Below are 18,540 nucleotides of genomic sequence, written 5' to 3' on the forward strand. Positions count from 1 at the left end.
CCCCCCCCCCCCCCCCCCCCCCCCCCCCCCCCCCCCCCCCCCCCCCCCCCCCCCGGCGCGGCGCCGGATCCCCCTCAGTCGCTCCGCGACAGCTCCCCCTGAGGGGGAGCATCTGACGACCCTAGAACGCGAACTGGCTGCGCAGGTTGACCGCCTGGTAGCCCTGGCTGAGCGGAACCACGCCGCCGGCCGGATCCAGCCGGTCGATGTCGACGTCCAGGTAGTCCAGCGAGACCTTGGTCACCGAATTGGGGAACCAGTTCACGCCCGCGCTCCAGATCGTCTGCTCGCCGCCACGCACCCGATCGGCCGCCAGGGCGGCCAGTTCGTGATGGTTCAGGTCCAGCACCGAATAGCGCGCCGCCAGCTCCCAGGCGCCCCACTGGCCGGCCTTCGGATCGAAGGGGTGGGCGATGGACGGGGCGTCGAAGGCGAAGGTGGCGGCGTTGTAGCGACGGGTCTCGCCGGTCAGCACCAGGCCGCCCTCGACGTACCAGCCGCCGAACTTGGGGTCGCTGACCCCGGCGGCGGCGTTGCGGCGCTCGACCGCGATGTCGAACACCTCGCTCTGGATCAGCAGGCTCTTGTGCTGCACGGCCAGCTCGGCGCCCAGGTGGCGCAGGTTCTTGGCGTCCAGGGCGCCGGTCGAGACCAGGGTGGTCCCGTCGACGCGCAGTTCTGGCCGCTCGGTCAGGGTCAGGGCGTAGGCCCCGCCCACCGCCGTCTGGGCCGGGGTGGCGATATAGCCGCCGTTGACGCCCAGATGCAGCAGCCAGTCCTTGCTCTTGACCGGGGCGAAGGCGGCGCGGCCGACATAGGCCTGCTGCTCGTCGAAGGTCTGGGCGTCGCCGCTCTTGCCGCCGGTGGCCGCGGCCGACAGCAGCCAGTTCTCGCCCGAGGTCTGCACCTGCAGCCCGTAGCGACGGTCGGCGGCGGCCAGGCCCCGCACCATCTCGGCGATCGCCGCGCGCTCGGGGAACAGCGCGCTGTTCTGCGACGCCGCGTCGCTGAGGCCCACGTTCGGGGCGAAGGCCCCGGCCCGCACCCTGAACGGCGCGTAGTTATATTGGACGAACAGCTCCTGGAGCATACCCGGGCCGTCGGTGCCGTTGCCGCCGAAGTCGAGCAGGATCGAGTAGTCGAAGTTCTTGAAGAACCGGCCGTCGAGGCCCAGGCGCGCCCGGCGGAAGTTGCTGCCGCTGTTGAGGTCGCGGCCGTTGCCGATCACCGCCGGCAGGCCCTTGTCCTGGAAGTAGTGGGCGGTGTCGAGCTGCATCACCCCGTGCAGGCTGGCGGTGAAGGCGCCGTCGGTCGAGGCGATGGTCGGGCGGCCGGCGGCGATGCTGACGGTGGCGGCCGGCAGCGGCGAGGCGGCCTTCGGCGCCGGCGCGGCGGCGGCGACCTGGGTCTGGGCCGGAGCCGCCTGGGTCGCGGCGGCGGGGGCGGTGGCGACCGGACGGCTGGCGACGGTGGTCGCCTTCAGTTCGTTGATCTGTTGCTGCAGCAGCTTCAGCTGCGCTTCCAGGGCCTCGATGCGGGCCTGCTGGTCGGCTGCAGCAGGAGAGGCGGGCGTCTGGGCGCTGGCGCTCCCCGCGATCGCCAGCGTCGAGGCGCAGGCGATCAGGGCCATGCGCGAGGCAAGGCGGTTGATGGTCACGGTCTTCCCCTCGCGGCGGCTCTGCGCCACCGTCCTATTGTTCAGGAGAACATGACTAACGGGCAGGCTCTAACGGAGTTTTGACGGACCAAGTCCTTGGTTTTGCTGGCCGCTGCGGCCAAGTGTCGCTCCGAAGGCGGACGATCGAACGAAAAAGGCCCCGCACGTTGTGCGGGGCCTGGAACTCTACTCCGCCGGGGCGGCCGATGGTTAGAACATCGTCCGGCCGGTGAGCTTCACGTTGTAGCGCTTCTGGCGCTTGGTGCTTTCCGCGCCGCCTTCCAGGGCGACGTAGGACATGGCCGTGCCGGCCCGCAGGGCGAAGCCCAGGGTCAGGGCGCCTTCGCGGTTGTCGAAGGCTTCCAGCACGTACTTGCCGTTCTTCTTGGTCACGACGGTGTCGGCCAGGCTGCCGGCGATGGTCTTGCGGTAGCCGACGCGCACTTCCGGACGCAGCCACACCTCGCGGCCGAAGTCCGCGCCCATCACCAGGCCCAGGTCGCCCGACAGGTTGCTCCACTTGCGCGAGCCGATGGCGCCGTCCATCACGTCGCCGCCGCCGACTTCGTCGTGGCTGGACTCGTTGAGGTAGGTGTAGTCCAGGCGCGTTTCGGGACGCAGGAAGTAGCGGCCCAGCTTGGCCTCGTAGGCCGCGCCGGCGAAGGCGTTGGCGGTGACCGCGCCCCAGTCGGCCTTGGTCACGCGGTCCTCGTCGGTGGCGCCGTCGCCGTTGAGGTCGAGGAACAGCACGCGGTTGCTCTCGAACCAGCCGTAGCCGGCGCCGCCGCCGAGGTTGAAGCGCCAGGGGCCGAGCGAACGGCGCCAGTAGACGCCGGTCTGCACGATCGAGGCGGTGGTCTGCTCGCCGACCTGGGCGACGGTGTCGTGTTCTTCCAGCGCGGTGTAGGCCAGGGTCACGCCCAGGGCCCCGCCCGCGTCGCCCATGGCTTCATAGCCGGCGACGAAGCCGAAGGCCTGGGTGTCGGTGCCCAGGGTCGCGCCGTCCTCGCGGCGCACCAGGCCGTTGATCTCCTGCACCCAGATGCTGTCGGGGCCGTAGCGGTCGCCCGGATCGGGGCGGATGGCGGTGGCGGCCGAGATCTGCTGGTTGATGTTCTGCAGGGTCGCGAACATGCCTTCGCCCTGGTCGGGCAGCAGCTGGTTGTAGTTGTGGACGAAGGTGCTCTTGTCGTTGATGCCCAGGAACAGGCTGGCCACGTCCTTGTCGCCGGCCAGCGAGCCGAACAGGGTGTCGTAGGCAGAGGCGCCCGAGCGGGCCAGGCCGATTTCCGAGGCGGTGCGGCGGCGCACGTCCAGATAGACGTCGTTGCCCTGCGCCTTGGCGGTGGCGACGTACATGTACGGCGCATTGTCGAGCAGGCCCTGGCCGAAGCTTCCGGCGGTCAGCGAGCCGGCCGAGATCACCTTGTACGAGGTCTCTTCGGTCAGCAGGCTGGTCAGGCGCAGGCCAAGTTGCGCGCCCGAGGTGATGTTGGCCGCGCCGGAGACCGCCAGCTGGGTGTGGGTGCCGGCCGTCGGGTCGGCGGTGAACACCAGCTTGCTCTCGGCGCCCAGGGTCAGGTTCGAGATGTTGAGGGTCTGGGCGTTGGTCAGGCCCAGCGAGCCCTTGCCGATGGTGATGTCCAGCTGGCCGTCGCTGTCGCTGATCGCGCCGATCACGGCCGCGCCGCCGTCGATGCGGAAGGTGTCGGCCCCGGCGCCGAACGCGATGTCGCCGACCACGGCGCCGTTCAGCACGTTGAAGGTGTCGGCGCCCGAGCCGAAGCGGATGGCGCCGATGATCGACGGCTCGGCGTTGTCGGGCACGCCGTCGCCGTCGGCGTCGGGCAGGGTCTTGTCGCTGCTGACAATGCCGTTCTGGGTCAGGGTGACGCCGGTGGTGTTGCGGCTGACGTCGATGGCCACGGCCTTGCCGGTGATCGTCTCGTTCGACGGATCGGTGTCGGCGTCGTCCTTGTCGTCGGCGTCGTCGGTGGGCGAGATCGCCGCGATGATCGAGCCGGTGTTCTCGATCGAGGTCAGGCCGCCCGAATAGTCGATGACGCCGTAGGCCGAGCCCTTCTCGCCGACGACGTTGGAGTTGATGACGCCGCCGTTGCGCAGGCTGGGGACGTTGGCGCCGGCCTCGATGACGATGCCGCGGGCGTCGAAAGCGCCTTCCGAGACGCTGTAGGTGGTGATCGAGCCCTTGTTGTAGATCACCGGCGCGTTGGCGCCGGCCGTCACCCGCACGCCGTTGGCGTTGGCCTCGTAGGCCTGCGAGGTCATGGTGGTCTCGAACACGGCGCCATTGGCGATGTTGGTCGCCTGGCCGGTATTACCGCCCAGTTGCACGGCGGTCGAGGTGATCCCGTCATAGACGCCGTTGGCGACGATCGCGCCGCGGGCGCGCAGGCCGTAGGCGTTGTCGCCCGTGCCGATGACGCCGATGTTGATCGCGCCGGTGTCCGAACCGATCAGCAGGGCCGGAGCCGACCCGTAGACGGCCAGCGCGGCGTTGCCCTCGTTGGCGTCCTCGACGCCGTCGCCGTCTTCGTCGGTCTTGGTGCTGTCGTTGTCGGCCGGGCGGATGTCGAGCAGCACGCCGCCGGTGACGCTGCCGGCCACGCGGACGGCCGGGCCGCCCTGCAGCAGGTCGTCGGCGTCGAGCTTGTCGCGCACGGTCTTGTCGGCGGGGCGGGCGGTATAGCGGTAGCCGGTGGCCGTGACCGCGCCCTGGACGACGAAGGCGCCGTTGATGTTGTTGTCGATCGCCACGCCGGTCGAGTTCTGGCCCAGGACCGAGACGCTGCCGTTGACGGTGACCTTGCCGGTCACCGGCGCGTTGACGTGGACGCCGTAGCTGTTGTTGCCGGTCACGGCGATCGCGCCGCCGCTGGTCAGGTTGCCGTTCAGCGCGCTGTCCAGCTTGATGCCGGCCGAGTTGTTGCCCTCGATGGTGATCGTGCCGCCGGTGGACAGGATGTCGCCGGTGAAGGCGCCGGGGCCGGCCAGGCGGATGCCGTAGCGGTTGGAGCCCAGCGCGAAGGCGCCGTCCACGTCGCCGTCCGAGTCGGTGTCGGTCGGGGTGTAGTCCTCGTCCAGCGTGATCGTGCCGGTGTTGGTGACCGTGCCGCTCGTGCCGCCGTTGATCAGGATGCCGGTCGAGTCGTTGACGCCCTGGGTGCTGAGCGTCCCGGCGTTGTTGACCTTATTGTTGCTGTTCAGCGTCACCAGCGCGCCGCTGGCGGTCAGCTTGATCGAGCCGGCCGTGTCGATCTTGACATCGTCGGCCGCGCCGTTCGTCCCGGCCGAGCCGGTGGCGATAGGCGTGGTCCGCGCGGTGTTCACCACCGTCTCGGCCTGCGCGGCCAAGGCCATGGCCATAAGAGGAGCGGCCGCGACCGTCGCGACCAGGACCTTGCGCTGCATACGAACAGACCACCCTAAGGAGAATTCCCTCGATCCCCAGATTGCGTCAGGTTGCGGCGAAATTGCGGTGACTTCCGCACCCGACACGCATCCGGGGGCTCCCCGTCTATCCCATGCTCAACGGCGGCGCCATATCTGGATCGTCGAATCATCGCATCGTCACAAAACTGGCCTAGGAGCCTTGACCCCCGCCCCGACCTACGGCGGTGGCCATCGCCCTTTCCAAGGAGCCCGGACGCTCGCCATGCCCAGCCTTACTCCCCTCTCGCCGGTCGCGCCGGAGCGCTGGGGCGGCGGCCTGGCCGGAGCCTGGGTCGGGGCGTGGACCGCCGTGGCCGCCGGGCCGACGGCCCTGGTGGCGATGACCGCCCTGGGCGCGGCCAGGCCGGGCGTGGCCCTGCCGGCGGCGATCCTGCTGGGCGTCGGCGGCGCGATCCTGCTGCGCCGGCTTCGTCGCCGACTCGACGACTCGGTGCTCAGCCTGGCCCCCGCGGCCGCCTCGGCCGACCGCGCGCCGCCCTTCGCCGTCATCACCGAAAACCTGCCCGACCCCCTGATGGTCATCGCCGCCGAGGAGGCCGACGACCTGACCGGCCGGCGCTTCGTGTTCGCCAACGCCGCCGCCCGCGAGCGCTTCCGCATCCGCGAGGGGGCCCTGCTGGTCACCGCCGTGCGCAGCCCGCAGGTGCTGGAAGCGGTGGACGAGGCCTTGTTCGGCGGGGTCGAGCGCACGGTCGAATGGACCGGCGTCGGCTCGCAGGGACGCGACTGGACCGCCCAGGCCCGGCCGCTGGGGCGCGACGAGGCCGGCTCGCACCTGGCCTTGCTGGTGCTGCGCGACGAGACCGACGTGCGCCGCACCGAGCGCACCCGCGCCGACTTCCTGGCCAACGCCAGCCACGAGCTGCGCACGCCGCTGGCCTCGCTGTCGGGCTTCATCGAGACCCTGCGCGGCCACGCCAAGGAGGATCCCGGCGCCCGCGACAGGTTCCTGGCCATCATGCAGGCCCAGGCCGAGCGGATGTCGCGGCTGATCGACGACCTGATGAGCCTGTCGCGCATCGAGCTGAACGAGCACATCGCCCCGGCCGGCCGCGTCGACCTGGCCATGGCCGCCCAGGACGTCATCGACGCCCTGGCCCCGCAGGCCCGCGACAAGCAGGTCGCCTTCGACGCCATCCTGCCGCCGCGCGGGGCCGCCGTGGTCGAGGGCGACCGCGACCAGATCGTCCAGGTGATCCAGAACCTCGTGGACAACGCCATCAAGTATACGCCCAAGGACGGGACGGTGCGGGTCGAGATCTTCCCCGGCCTGACTCCGGCCACGGCCGTGGCTGCGCGCGACCCGGCCGCCGCCCGCCTGGCGCTGCTGACGCCCGACCATTCCGCGATCGAGGAATTCTACGCCGGCCTGCGGGTCAGCGACCGGGGGCCGGGCATCGCCCGCGAGCACCTGCCGCGCCTGACCGAGCGCTTCTACCGCGTCGAGGGCCAGAAGAGCGGCGAGCGCCAGGGCACGGGCCTTGGCCTGGCCATCGTCAAGCACATCGTCAACCGCCATCGCGGTGGGCTGCACGTGGAGTCGGTGCGCGGCGAGGGGGCCACCTTCGGGGTCTACCTGCCGATGGCCAAGACCTTGCAGAACAAGGATTCCGCGGCGCCGGAAGACCCCGCCCCGGCCGGTGTCGTAAAACTGTCGTAGAAACGTCGCATAAGGTCGTCGCCCGGCCGGCATAGATCGGTTGACGGGCGGGGCGGTGCAACGGGCGCCGTCTTCGCATCCAGCGCAAGACCGCTTCACGCATGCTGACCTGGCTCTCGCTCCTGTTCCTGGCGCTGTTCGCGCTGGCGGCGTTCCTGCTCGGCCGCGGCCGAGCGCTCAAGGCCGCCGGCGGCGCCTCGGTGCGCCTGCACTCGCTGCCCAACTATTACGGCGCCTACGCCGCCCTCTGGGCCGGCGCCCCGGCCGCCCTGCTGCTTCTTCTCGGCGCCGTGTTCGGCGGCCGCATCGAGGAAGCCGTGCTGCAGGCCGAGCGCCCGGCCGCCATCGCCTCGCTGACCCCCGACCGCCAGGACGTGTTCTTCAGCGACGCCCGGGCCATCGCGGCCAAGGAATCCCCGTCCGAAGTCGTCTATGAGGGCGAACTGAAGACCGCGCTCGACGCCAAGGTCGCCGAGTCCGCCAAGATCACCGCCACGGTGCGCTACACCACCATCGGCCTGGCCGCCCTGGTGGCGCTGATCGGCGTGCTGCTGGCCCTGCCGCGCGTGGGCCTGGAGTTCCGCGCCCGCAACCGCGTCGAGGGCTGGATCAACGGCCTCTTGATCGCCTGCTCGGTCGCCGCCGTGCTGACCACCCTGGGCATCGTGCTGTCGCTGGTCTGGGAAAGCTGGCGCTTCTTCCAGAGCGTCAATCCGCTGTCGTTCCTGTTCGGCACCGAGTGGAGCCCGCAGATCGCCATGCGCGCCGACCAGGTGGCCTCGTCGGGCGCCTTCGGGGCCGTGCCGCTGTTCGCCGGCACCTTCCTGATCATGCTGATCGCCATGCTGGTGGCCGCGCCGGTCGGCCTCTACTCGGCGATCTACCTGTCGGAATACGCCGACCGTCGCGTGCGCTCGGTGGTCAAGCCGCTGCTTGAGGTGCTGGCCGGCGTGCCGACCGTCGTCTACGGCTTCTTCGCCGCCCTGACCGTGGGCCCGCTGTTCCGCGCCTTCTTCAATGCGATCGGCGAGGGCATGGCCGGCGGCCCGCTGGACGGGATCGCCCAGTACCTGATGCAGGTGCAGAACCAGATGGCCCTGGTGGCCGGCGTGGTGATGGGGATCATGCTGATCCCGTTCGTCTCCTCGCTGTCGGACGACATCATCAACGCCGTGCCTCAGTCGCTCCGTGACGGCAGCTACGCCATGGGCGCCACCAAGTCCGAGACGGTCAAGAAGGTCATCCTTCCCGCCGCCCTGCCGGGCATCATGGCCGCCATGCTGCTGGCCGTGTCCCGCGCCGTCGGCGAGACCATGATCGTGACCATGGCCGCTGGCCTGCAGGCCAAGCTGACCGCCAACCCGCTGGACACGGTCACCACCGTCACGGTGCAGATCGTCACCCTTCTGACCGGCGACCAGGAGTTCGACAGCCCCAAGACCCTCTCGGCCTTCGGCCTGGGCCTGACGCTGTTCGTCGTGACCCTGGCGCTCAACATCATCGCCCTGCGCATCGTCCAGAAGTATCGGGAACAATATGACTGACGCCGCCATCAACGCCGGCGCCGCCCCGCGCGAGCAGGGTCCCCGCCCGCAGCTCTCGGCCGCCGAGGCGCGCCTGAAGAAGCGCTACCGCTCGGAGATGTGGTTCAAGGCGCAAGGCATCGCCGCCATCGTCGTGGCGATGATCTTCCTGGTCGTGCTGGTCGGCCGCATCGTCGCCCAGGGCTACACCACCTTCGAGACCCACTCGATCAGCGTGCCGGTCTATCTGAACCCGGACCGCATCGACCGCACCGCGCTGGACGGGGTCAACTACGACTACATCGTCGCCGAGGCGGTGATGAAGAAGCTGAACATCCAGGACGACGACCTGGGCACGACGTCGGGCAAGGTCATGGACCTCGTCTCGCGCGACCTCGGCTTCCAGCTGCTCGACAAGATCAAGGCCGACCCGTCGGTGATCGGCAAGACGATCACCGTCACCGGCCCGGTCAAGGCCGACGCCGACCTCTACTTCAAGGGCGAGATCAAGCGCTCGACCGCCGAGGAAGACCGCAAGCTCGACAACCAGCAGCTGGCCTGGCTGGACCAGCTGGAAAAGGACGGCACCGTCAAGGGCGGCTTCAACTTCGGCTTCTTCACCAAGTCCGATTCGACCGAGCCCGAACAGGCCGGCGTGCTGGGCGCGGTGGTCGGCTCGGCCCTGATGCTGGTCATCACCGCCCTGATCGCGGTGCCGGTCGGCGTGCTGGCCGCCGTCTACCTGGAAGAGTTCGCGCCGAAGAATCGCTGGACCGACGTCATCGAGGTCAACATCAACAACCTCGCGGCCGTGCCTTCGATCGTCTACGGCCTCCTGGGCCTGGCGCTGTTCATCAACTGGCTGCACGTGCCGCGCAGCTCGCCGCTGGTCGGCGGCCTGGTGCTGGCCCTGATGGCCCTGCCGACCGTGATCATCGCCACCCGCTCGGCCCTGAAGGCCGTGCCGCCGTCGATCCGGGAAGCCGCCCTCGGCGTCGGCGCCTCCAAGGCCCAGACCGTGTTCCACCACGTGCTGCCGCTGGCCATGCCCGGCGTGATGACCGGCGCCATCCTGTCGCTGGCCCACGCGCTGGGCGAGACCGCTCCGCTCCTGATGATCGGCATGGTCTCGTTCGTGCCCGGCGTGCCGGAAGGCTTCACCGGCGCCTCGACCGTGCTGCCGGTGCAGGTGTTCATCTGGGAGAACGCGTCTGAGCGGGCCTTCCACGAGCGCACCGCCGCGGCCATTCTCGTCCTCCTGATCTTCATGATCGTCATGAACGCCGCGGCCGTCATCCTGCGCCGCCGCTTCGAACGCCGGTGGTAGGATCCCGATGACCTTCACCCATCCCAAAGCTCAGGCCCTCGTCCAGGGACACGCCATGCCGACCCAGAACCGCGACGCCTCCGTCGCCGCGCCCGTCATCCACACCGCCGTGCCCCAGGGCCATGGCGTGGTCGAGAGCCGCGACTTCAAGATCCGCGCTCGCGACGTCAAAGTCTTCTACGGCGAGAAGCAGGCGCTGTTCGACGTCAATCTCGACATCCCGGCCAAGTCGGTCACCGCCTTCATCGGCCCGTCGGGCTGCGGCAAGTCGACCTTCCTGCGCTGCATCAACCGGATGAACGACACCATCCCGTCGGCCCGCGTGCAGGGCTCGATCGAGATCGACGGCGCCGACGTCAACGCCAAGAGCGTCGATCCCGTCGTGCTGCGCTCGCGCGTCGGCATGGTGTTCCAGAAGCCGAACCCGTTCCCCAAGACCATCTTCGAGAACGTCGCCTACGGCCCGAAAATCCACGGCCTGGCCACGCGCAAGGACGAGCTGGAAAGCATCGTCGAGAGCAGCCTCAAGAAGGCCGGCCTGTGGAACGAGGTCGCCGACCGCCTGCACCAGCCCGGCACCGGCCTGTCGGGCGGCCAGCAGCAGCGCCTGGTGATCGCCCGCGCCATCGCCGTCTCGCCCGAAGTGATCCTGATGGACGAGCCCTGCTCGGCGCTGGACCCGATCGCCACGGCCAAGATCGAGGAGCTGATCGACGAGCTGCGCAGCCAGTTCTGCATCGTCATCGTCACCCACTCGATGGCCCAGGCCGCCCGCGTGTCGCAGAAGACGGCCTTCTTCCACCTGGGCAAGCTGGTCGAGAGCGGCCCGACCGAGGAGATGTTCACCAATCCTCGCGACAGCCGCACCCAGGACTACATCACCGGCCGCTTCGGCTGACCCGGGGACCAAGGACATGACCGAACATACCGTCAAATCCTACGGCGAAGAGCTGAACCACCTGACCGCCGAGGTGACCCGCATGGGCGGCCTCGCCGAGGCCCAGGTCGCCGACGCCGTCGACTGCATCGCCCGCCGCGACGCCCCCCTGGCCCAGCTGGTGGTCGGCCGCGACGAGCGCCTCGACACGCTGCAGACCGAGATCGAGCGCAAGGCCTTCCGCCTGATCGCCCTGCGCCAGCCGATGGCCGTGGACCTGCGCCACGCCGTCGCCGCCCTGAAGATCTCGATGAGCCTCGAGCGCTGCGGCGACATGGCCAAGAACATCGGCAAGCGCGCCCTGATCCTGACCGAGGCCGAGCCGATGAGCGCCCTGACCCGCTCGATCGAGCGCATGGGCCGCCTGGTGCAGAGCCGCCTGAAGGACGTGCTCGACGCCTACACCGCCTCGGACCTGCAGCGCGCCATCAACGTCTGGAGCAGCGACGAGGAAGTCGACGAGCACTACAACTCGATCTTCCGCGAACTGCTGACCTACATGATGGGCGATCCGCGCACGATCAACGCGTGCACGCATCTGCTGTTCGTCGCCAAGAACCTCGAGCGGATCGGCGACCACGCCACCAACATCGCCGAGATCATCCATTTCGAGCTGACGGGCGAGGAGATCATCTCCCAGCGTCCCAAGCTCGATGTCGTCGCTCAGTAAGCTTTCGGGAGGCCTTTAGAAGTGACTCCGTACGTTCTGGTGGTCGAGGACGAGGACGCCCTGGCCACCCTGCTTCACTACAATCTCGACAAGGAAGGCTACCAGGTCGCGGTGGCCGCCGACGGCGAGGAAGCCCTGACCCTGGCCAGCGAGCGCGCGCCCGACCTCGTCATCCTCGACTGGATGCTGCCCAAGGTCTCGGGCATCGAGGTCTGCCGGCGCCTGCGCGGCCGCACCGACACCCGCAACGTGCCGATCATCATGCTGACGGCGCGCGGTGAGGAGAGCGACCGCATCCGCGGCCTGGACACCGGCGCCGACGACTACGTGGTCAAGCCGTTCTCGATGGTCGAACTGACCGCCCGGGTCCGCGCCGTGATGCGCCGCATCCGCCCGGCCCTGGCCGACGACCGCATCACGGTCGGCGACATCGTCATCGACCGGGTCGCCCACCGGGTGAAGCGCCAGGGCAAGGAAGTGCACCTTGGCCCGACCGAATTCCGCCTGCTCGACTACCTGATGCAGCACCCGGGCCGGGTGTTCAGCCGCGAACAGCTGCTGGACGCCGTCTGGGGCTCGGACGTCTATGTCGAGGCCCGCACGGTCGACGTCCACATCGGCCGCCTGCGCAAGGCGCTGAACGGCTCCACCGAAGCCGACCCGATCCGCACCGTCCGCTCGGCCGGCTACTCGCTGGACGTCGAGGCGGCCTGAGAGGCGTCAGATCCTCCCCCTTTGGGGGAGGTGGCCCAGAGGGCCGGAGGGGGGACGTTTTCAGCTTCCGCGGCAGCTGAAAACGTCCCCCCTCAGTCGCTCCGCGACAGCTCCCCCAGTGGGGGAGCATCTATTCTACCGCCCCCGCAATCGCCCGATGATCTCGCAGTCGGCGACCGTGTCGTTGCGGCAATGACCCAGCATGTCCTGCAGCTCGGCGCGCATGGCCGTCAGGTCGGCGATCTTGCGCTCCACTTCCGCCAGCTGGTCGCGGGCCAGGGCGTCGACCTCGCCGCAGGGGCGGTCGGCGCCGTCGGCCAGGTCCAGCAGGGCCCGGATGGCGTCGAGCCCGAACCCGAGATCGCGCGAGCGCTTGACGAAGGCCAGCCGCCGCTCGTGCGCCGCCTCGTAGGCGCGGTAGTTGCCTTCCGTGCGCGGCGGCTTGGGCAACAGGCCCATGCGTTCGTAATAGCGGATGGTCTCGACCGGCACGCCGGTGCGGCGGGCGAGATCTCCGATGGATAGCGTCGACATGCTCTTGACCCTTTAGCGACTACAGGGTGCAGAGATGGGGCCTTCTCGATGGAGGTCCAGATGTCCGGCTGCTGCGGCGACGATCTTTGCAAGCCCGAGAGCGCTCCACCGGCGGGCCGCTGGCGCCTGGCGCTGTGGATCGCCCTGGTGGTCAACGGCGGCATGTTCCTGGTCGAGGGGGCGGCGGGCCTGTTGTCGGGCTCGGCGGCGTTGCAGGCCGACAGCCTCGACTTTCTCGGCGACGCGGCCAACTACGCCATCAGCCTGGGCGTGGCCGGCATGGCCCTGGTCTGGCGGGCCCGGGCGGCGATGCTGAAGGGCGCGACCATGCTGGTCTTCGGCGCCTGGGTCAGCGGCGCTGCCCTGTGGGGCGTGTTCGAGGGCCGCACGCCCGAGGCCCCGGTGATGGGGGCCCTGGGCCTGGCCGCGCTCATCGCCAACGTCGCCGTGGCGGTCATGCTCTACGGCTTCCGCACCGGCGACGCCAACATGCGCTCGGTGTGGATCTGCTCGCGCAACGACGCCATCGGCAACGTGGCGGTGATGCTGGCGGCGCTGGGCGTGTTCGGCACGAACTCGCGCTGGCCCGACCTGCTGGTGGCCGGGGTGATGGCGCTGCTGGCCTTGCAAGGCGGCTGGGAGATCGTCCGCCAGGCGCGCGGCGAACTGCGCCAGGCCAAGGCCCCGCCGGCGCCCGCCCGCTTCAGCGTGGCGGCGCGGAAGCGCTGAGATGTGCTGGGTCTCGCCCTTCGACGGGCTCAGGGTGAGGACCAACTTGGGCGCGGTGACCGAAAACCTCATCCTGAGCGTGTCGAAGGACGAGGTTTTCGTTCCGCAAGGCAAGCTTAGGGCCGGCCCAGCGCCGCCGTGACCGCCTCGGCCGTCAGAATGGCGTGGGCGTAGGTCGGGGCGTTGATGGCGTGGGCCGCGTGCAGGGCCTCGTCGGTGAAGGCCGCCGTGGCGTCGGTGACCAGGGTGACGTGGTAGCCCAGCTCCGAGGCGAAGCGGCCGGTGCCCTCGATGCAGGTATTGGCCACCAGGCCGATCAGGATCACGTGGGTGATCTCGCGCTGCTTGAGGCGATAGTCGAGGTCGGTGTTGGCGAAGCCGCTGGAGCCCCAATGCTCGGTGACGATCACGTCGCCGGGCAGGGGCGCGAAGTCGGGATGCCACTGGCCGCCCCAGCCGTCCTTCTCGAACACCATCGCCCGGGCGCTGCCTTGCAGATAGGGCGAGGGATGCTTCCAGCCGTCCAGGTCGCCCAGGGCGAAGCGGTGGTGGGGCACGATGAACACAGGCAGGCCGGCCGCCCGCGCCGCCGCCGTCACGGCCGCCAGCCGTTCGTGCAGCCCCGCGGCCCCGGCCGTCGCCGCCACGCGGGGCCAAAGCTTGCCGCCGTCGGCCAGGAAGTCGTTGTAGGGATCCACGAACAGCAGGGCGGTGCGGCCCCTGGGATAGGCGTCGGACATGGCGAGGCTCCTGACGGCTGAGATCACCAGGAGGCGCGCGAGCAGCGCGGAAGGCTTGGATGTTCCGGTCGTTGTGGGGCTCTCTCCACCGCCCAAACTCCCGTCATTCTCGCCGTCCAGGATCCCTCTCTCTTAGAGAGAGGAAGGGGGCGCGGTCTGCCTAAACCCGCTCCGCCGCCAGTTCGCAGGCTTGCGCGATGGCGTCGAACAGAGCCGAGACGGTGACCGGCTTGGCCAAGTGCAGGTCGGCGCCGGCCGAGAGGCACGCTTCCACCTGGTGGGGCATGGCGTTGGCGGTCAGCGAGATGATCGGGATGCGCACGCGGCCGGCGGCGCGCTCGCGCTGGCGGATCTCCTGGATCGCCGTCAGCCCGTCCATCACCGGCATCTGGGTGTCCATAAGGACGAGGTCGAAATCCTGCGCCTGGTAGGCGCGCAGGGCCGCCTCGCCGTCCTCGGTGACGACCACGTCGGCGACGCCGTCGAGCATCAGTTCGACCACCCGCTGGTTGGCCGGATGGTCCTCGGCCAGCAGCACCCGCAGGCGCTCGGGCGTGGCGGCCTTCGGCGCGCGTCGGGCCGGCGCTGGCGCTTCCGGGGCGGCCGGGGCGAGGCGCGTGGTCAGGGTGAAGCGGGCGCCTTCGCCGGGCGTCGAGACGCAGGCGATGTCGCCGCCCATCAGCTTGGCGAACCGCTGGGCGATCGACAGCCCCAGGCCCGAGCCGCCGAACCGGCGGGTGATCGAGCCGTCGCCCTGCACGAAGCGCTCGAACAGGCTGGCCTGCACCTCGGGCGTGAAGCCCTCGCCGGTGTCCTCGACGGTCAGGGTCAGCAGAACCTCGTCGCCGTCGGCGCGCGTGCCCGCGTGGACCGCCACCGAGCCCTCGCTGGTGAACTTCACAGCGTTGCTGATCAGGTTGTTGACGATCTGGCCGAACTTCAGCGCGTCGCCGTCGACCCGCTGCTGGAAGGGCTCGTCGAAATCCAGCGAGAAGGACAGGCCCTTCTGGTGGGCCAGGCCCTCGAAGGTGGCTGCGCAGGCGGTCACCGCCGCGCGCAGGTCGAAGGGCGCGGTCTCCAGCTCGACCTCGCCGGCCTCGATCTTGGCCAGATCCAGAATGCCGCTGAGCAGGGCGTTCAGGGTGCGGCCGGAGCTGAGGATCACGTCCATCATCTCGCGCTGGCGCGGGGTCAGTTCGGTCTGGGCCAGCACCTGGGCCATGCCCAGCACGCCGTTCAGGGGCGTGCGGATCTCGTGGCTCATATTGGCCAGGAACTCGGACTTGGCGACGCTGGCGGCGCGGGCGCGCTCCAGGGCGGCCTCCAGCGCGATGGCCGACTTCTTCTGCTCGGTGATGTCCTCGCTGATGATCAGCAGCAGCTTTTCGTCGCCCTCGCCGGGGATGGCGATCTTCTTGGTCTGCAGCCAGCGGTCGCCGTTGTGCGGCGTCTTCAGCGGCTCCTCGTCGATCACCCACAGCCGGTCGCTGGCCAGCACCTTGGCGTCCATCTCGGCGAAGAAGGCGGCCTGCTCGGGCGGGAAGAAATCGGCGTCGTTGCGGCCGATCAGGTCCTCGCGCGGCACGCCCAGCAGTTCCTCGCCGGTGCGGTTGACCAGCACGAAGCGACCATCGCGGCCATTCTTGACCACCAGCATGGCCGGCACGCTCTCGACCACGGCGTCGAGGAAGGCCCAGGAGTGCAGGGCCTTGGCCGGGTGGGAAGCGGCGTCCGTCGCGGCCGCCGGGTCGCGCGGAAGGTGATGGTCGTCCTTGGCCATGTGTCTTTAAGATAGCCCCGTGGCGCGCGTCCTGCCCTGGACGTGCGAATTTGCACACAAAAAGCCCGCGCGCGGGGCGGCTGGCAATCGGGCCAAGCGTCGCAGGATGGGTGATGGACGATCAGACGCAGCGGATGCTTGACCCGCGCCCCGGCCCGCGCGACATCCCCGGCTCATGGAAAAGCTGACCATCCTCCTCGTCGGGTCCGGCGGGCGCGAGCACGCCCTGGCCTGGAAGATCGCGCAATCACCGCTGTGCGGCCGCCTCGTCGCCGCCCCGGGCAATCCCGGTATCGCGGCCGTCGCCGAGCTGAACCCCGTGAAGGCGACCGACGCCGACGGGCTTGTGGCGCTGGCGCAGGAGATCGGCGCGGACCTGGTGGTGGTCGGCCCGGAGTCGGCCCTCGAAGTGGGTCTCGCCGACAAGCTGGCCGAAATCGGCATTCCCTGCTTCGGCGGTAGCCAGCGCGCGGCCCAGCTGGAAACCTCCAAGGCCTTCACCAAGGACTTCTGCAAGCGCCACGACCTGCCGACCGCCGCCTACGGCGTGTTCGAGGACGCCGCTTCGGCCGGCGCCTTCCTCGACACCCTGGAAGCGCCGTTCGTGATCAAGGCCGACGGCCTGGCCGCCGGCAAGGGCGTGGTCATCGCTCCGGACCGCGCGAGCGCCGACGCCGCAGTGGTCGACATGCTGGGCGGCCGCTTCGGCTCGGCCGGCGCCCGGGTGGTCATCGAGGAGTTCATGCACGGCGAGGAGGCCTCGCTCTTCGCGGTGTGCGACGGAAAGACCGCCGTGCTGTTCGGCGCGGCCCAGGACCACAAGCGCGCCTATGACGGCGACGAGGGCCCCAACACCGGCGGCATGGGCACCTATTCGCCGCCGCCCGTGCTGACGGACGCCCTGGTCGAGCAGGCCTGGCGCGAGCTGATCGTGCCGACCGTCGAGGGCATGGCCGCCGAGGGCAACCCCTATGTGGGCGTGCTCTATGCCGGGCTGATGCTGACGCCCGCGGGCCCCAAGCTTGTGGAATACAACGCCCGCTTCGGCGATCCGGAGTGCCAGGTGCTGATGCTGCGCCTGGAAAGCGACATCGTCCCGACCTTGCTGGCGGCGGCCAAGGGCGAACTGGCCTTGGCCGAGTCGCCCAAGTGGCGCGACGAGGCGGCGATCTGCGTGGTGCTGGCCGCCGAAGGCTATCCCGACGCGCCCAAGACCGGCGGCCTGATCCAGGGCGCCGAGGCCGACTACGGCCACGAGGCCGAGATCTTCCACGCCGGCACGACCCGCGACGCCGAGGGCCGTCTCGTGGCCTCGGGCGGCCGGGTGCTGAACGTCTGCGCCCTGGGCGCGACCCTGCACGAGGCCCGCGACGTGGCCTATGCCGCGCTGGGCACGGTCAGCCTGGAAGGCGGCTTCTACCGCAGCGACATCGGCTGGCGGGCGCTCAGCCAGCATTGACGGCCGATCCATAGAAGAACACTTCCCCCTTGATGGGGGAAGGGCAGGGTTGGGGGTGATCTGCTGAGTTGGCTGTCTGCGCCGCCGCTTGTTGCAAACGCCGTAGCCACCCCCATCCCCGACCCTTCCCCCATCAAGGGGGAAGGGGGATTGCCTAAGCGCTCCCACCCTCTAAACTCCCATTCAAACAAACGTTGGGAGTGAAGCGCCGTGGCCGAGCCGTCCGCTCAGGAGCTGAATTCGGGCACCAAGCCGGTCGATCCGCGGCATGCGATCGACGAGGCCGCCCTGGCCGCCTGGCTGGAGGCGAACGTCGAGGGCTATGCCGGCCCGCTGGAGGTGCGCCAGTTCAAGGGCGGGCAGAGCAATCCCACCTATCAATTGGTGACCCCGGAGCGGCGCTACGTCCTGCGCCGCAAGCCGCCCGGTAAGCTCCTGCCCAGCGCCCACGCGGTCGACCGCGAGTTCAAGGTGATCTCGGGCCTGCACCAGGCCAGGTTCCCGGTCGCGCGGCCCTACGCCCTGTGCATGGACGAGGGCGTGATCGGCACGATCTTCTACGTGATGGACAACGTCGAGGGCCGCATCCTGTGGGACGGCACGCTGCCCGACTACGCGCCGCCTGAGCGGCGGGCGATCTACGAAGCCCAGATCGACACCCTGGCGGCCCTGCACACCGTCGACTACGCCGCCGTGGGCCTGGCCGACTACGGCAAGCCCGGCAACTACTTCACGCGCCAGATCGACCGCTGGACCAAGCAGTACCGGGCCAGCGAGACGACCAGGATCGACGAGATGGACCGGCTGATCGAGTGGCTGCCTGCCAGCGCGCCGGCCGACGACCAGACCTCGATCGTCCACGGCGACTACCGCCTCGACAACATGATCCTGCATCCGACGCAGCCGCGCGTGATCGCGGTGCTGGACTGGGAGCTGTCGACCCTGGGCAATCCGCTGGCCGACTTCACCTACTTCCTGATGAACTGGGTGATGCCGTCCGACCAGCGCGGGGGCCTGGCCGAGATCACCGACCTGACCGCCTATGGGATCCCCACCATCGAGGAGGCCGTGGCCCGCTACTGCGTCGCGACGGGGCGCCAAGGCCTGCCGCAGCTGGACTGGTACTTCAGCTACAATCTCTTCCGCCTGGCCGGCATCTGCCAGGGCATCGTCGGCCGCGTGCGCGACGGCACCGCCGCCAGCGCGCATGCGCAGCTGATGGAGGCCCGGGTGCCGGTGCTGGCCAAGGGGGCATGGATGTTCGCGCAGAAGGCGGGGGCGTAGCTCAAGATGCTCCCCCTGAAGGGGGAGCTGTCGCGAAGCGACTGAGGGGGAA

The 18,540-nt window shown here is 69.7% G+C and carries 14 protein-coding genes; 9 read left to right on the forward strand and 5 right to left on the reverse strand.

All coding sequences use genetic code 11. The annotated features are described in order from the left end of the window. Positions 1–121: 121 nt before the first annotated feature. Positions 122–1,657, reverse strand: a complete 1,536-nt coding sequence (locus ACODR1_RS14330; protein WP_488881048.1) for an OprO/OprP family phosphate-selective porin — start codon at positions 1,655–1,657, stop codon at positions 122–124. A gap of 210 nt (positions 1,658–1,867) precedes the next feature. Beyond that, positions 1,868–5,089: an autotransporter outer membrane beta-barrel domain-containing protein gene (locus ACODR1_RS14335; protein ID WP_488881049.1), complete on the reverse strand. Its 3,222-nt coding sequence runs from the start codon at positions 5,087–5,089 to the stop codon at positions 1,868–1,870. A gap of 244 nt (positions 5,090–5,333) precedes the next feature. On the opposite strand from ACODR1_RS14335, the gene ACODR1_RS14340 reads away from it, so the two are divergent. The 6 genes from ACODR1_RS14340 to phoB all read left to right on the forward strand — a co-directional run bounded on the left by ACODR1_RS14340 (position 5,334) and on the right by phoB (position 11,962). Beyond that, positions 5,334–6,791, forward strand: a complete 1,458-nt coding sequence (locus ACODR1_RS14340) for a sensor histidine kinase (RefSeq protein ID WP_488881050.1) — start codon at positions 5,334–5,336, stop codon at positions 6,789–6,791. Positions 6,792–6,892: 101 nt separating this feature from the next. After that, a complete protein-coding gene (gene pstC / locus ACODR1_RS14345) occupies positions 6,893–8,335 on the forward strand; it encodes a phosphate ABC transporter permease subunit PstC (protein WP_488881051.1) in 1,443 nt (480 codons plus the stop codon). Next, positions 8,328–9,641 carry a phosphate ABC transporter permease PstA gene (gene pstA, locus ACODR1_RS14350; RefSeq protein WP_488881052.1) on the forward strand — a complete coding sequence of 438 codons (1,314 nt, stop codon included), beginning with the start codon at positions 8,328–8,330 and terminating at the stop codon, positions 9,639–9,641. The genes pstC and pstA overlap by 8 nt, the downstream gene beginning before the upstream one ends. A gap of 55 nt (positions 9,642–9,696) precedes the next feature. Next, complete coding sequence (gene pstB, locus ACODR1_RS14355) at positions 9,697–10,539, forward strand: phosphate ABC transporter ATP-binding protein PstB (RefSeq protein WP_488881147.1); 843 nt, start codon at positions 9,697–9,699, stop codon at positions 10,537–10,539. A gap of 16 nt (positions 10,540–10,555) precedes the next feature. Beyond that, on the forward strand, positions 10,556–11,248 hold the full coding sequence (gene phoU, locus ACODR1_RS14360) for a phosphate signaling complex protein PhoU (RefSeq protein ID WP_165261255.1): 693 nt from the start codon (positions 10,556–10,558) through the stop codon (positions 11,246–11,248). Between the two features lie 21 nt (positions 11,249–11,269). Continuing rightward, entirely contained in the window at positions 11,270–11,962 is a 693-nt protein-coding gene (gene phoB, locus ACODR1_RS14365) for a phosphate regulon transcriptional regulator PhoB (protein WP_058349669.1), read from the forward strand. A 135-nt stretch (positions 11,963–12,097) separates the two neighbouring features. On the opposite strand, the gene ACODR1_RS14370 is transcribed toward phoB, so the two are convergent. Then, entirely contained in the window at positions 12,098–12,496 is a 399-nt protein-coding gene (locus ACODR1_RS14370) for a MerR family transcriptional regulator (RefSeq protein ID WP_488881053.1), read from the reverse strand. A 60-nt stretch (positions 12,497–12,556) separates the two neighbouring features. Here ACODR1_RS14370 and ACODR1_RS14375 point away from each other — a divergent pair, with 60 nt between their 5' ends. Next, positions 12,557–13,225 (forward strand): cation efflux transmembrane domain-containing protein, encoded by a 669-nt coding sequence (locus ACODR1_RS14375; RefSeq protein WP_488881054.1) that lies wholly within the window; start codon positions 12,557–12,559, stop codon positions 13,223–13,225. Positions 13,226–13,341: 116 nt separating this feature from the next. Here ACODR1_RS14375 and ACODR1_RS14380 read toward each other — a convergent pair whose 3' ends face one another. Next, positions 13,342–13,965 (reverse strand): cysteine hydrolase family protein, encoded by a 624-nt coding sequence (locus ACODR1_RS14380; RefSeq protein WP_488881055.1) that lies wholly within the window; start codon positions 13,963–13,965, stop codon positions 13,342–13,344. A gap of 160 nt (positions 13,966–14,125) precedes the next feature. Continuing rightward, positions 14,126–15,745: a PAS domain-containing sensor histidine kinase gene (locus ACODR1_RS14385; RefSeq protein WP_488881056.1), complete on the reverse strand. Its 1,620-nt coding sequence runs from the start codon at positions 15,743–15,745 to the stop codon at positions 14,126–14,128. 175 nt (positions 15,746–15,920) lie between these two features. On the opposite strand from ACODR1_RS14385, the gene purD reads away from it, so the two are divergent. Both purD and ACODR1_RS14395 read left to right on the forward strand, forming a co-directional pair. Continuing rightward, complete coding sequence (purD, locus tag ACODR1_RS14390) at positions 15,921–17,204, forward strand: phosphoribosylamine--glycine ligase (protein WP_488881057.1); 1,284 nt, start codon at positions 15,921–15,923, stop codon at positions 17,202–17,204. A 210-nt stretch (positions 17,205–17,414) separates the two neighbouring features. Then, positions 17,415–18,488 carry a phosphotransferase family protein gene (locus tag ACODR1_RS14395; protein WP_488881058.1) on the forward strand — a complete coding sequence of 358 codons (1,074 nt, stop codon included), beginning with the start codon at positions 17,415–17,417 and terminating at the stop codon, positions 18,486–18,488. The last annotated feature ends 52 nt before the right edge of the window (positions 18,489–18,540 follow it).

It is taken from the genome of Caulobacter sp. FG7 (genome assembly GCF_057808875.1).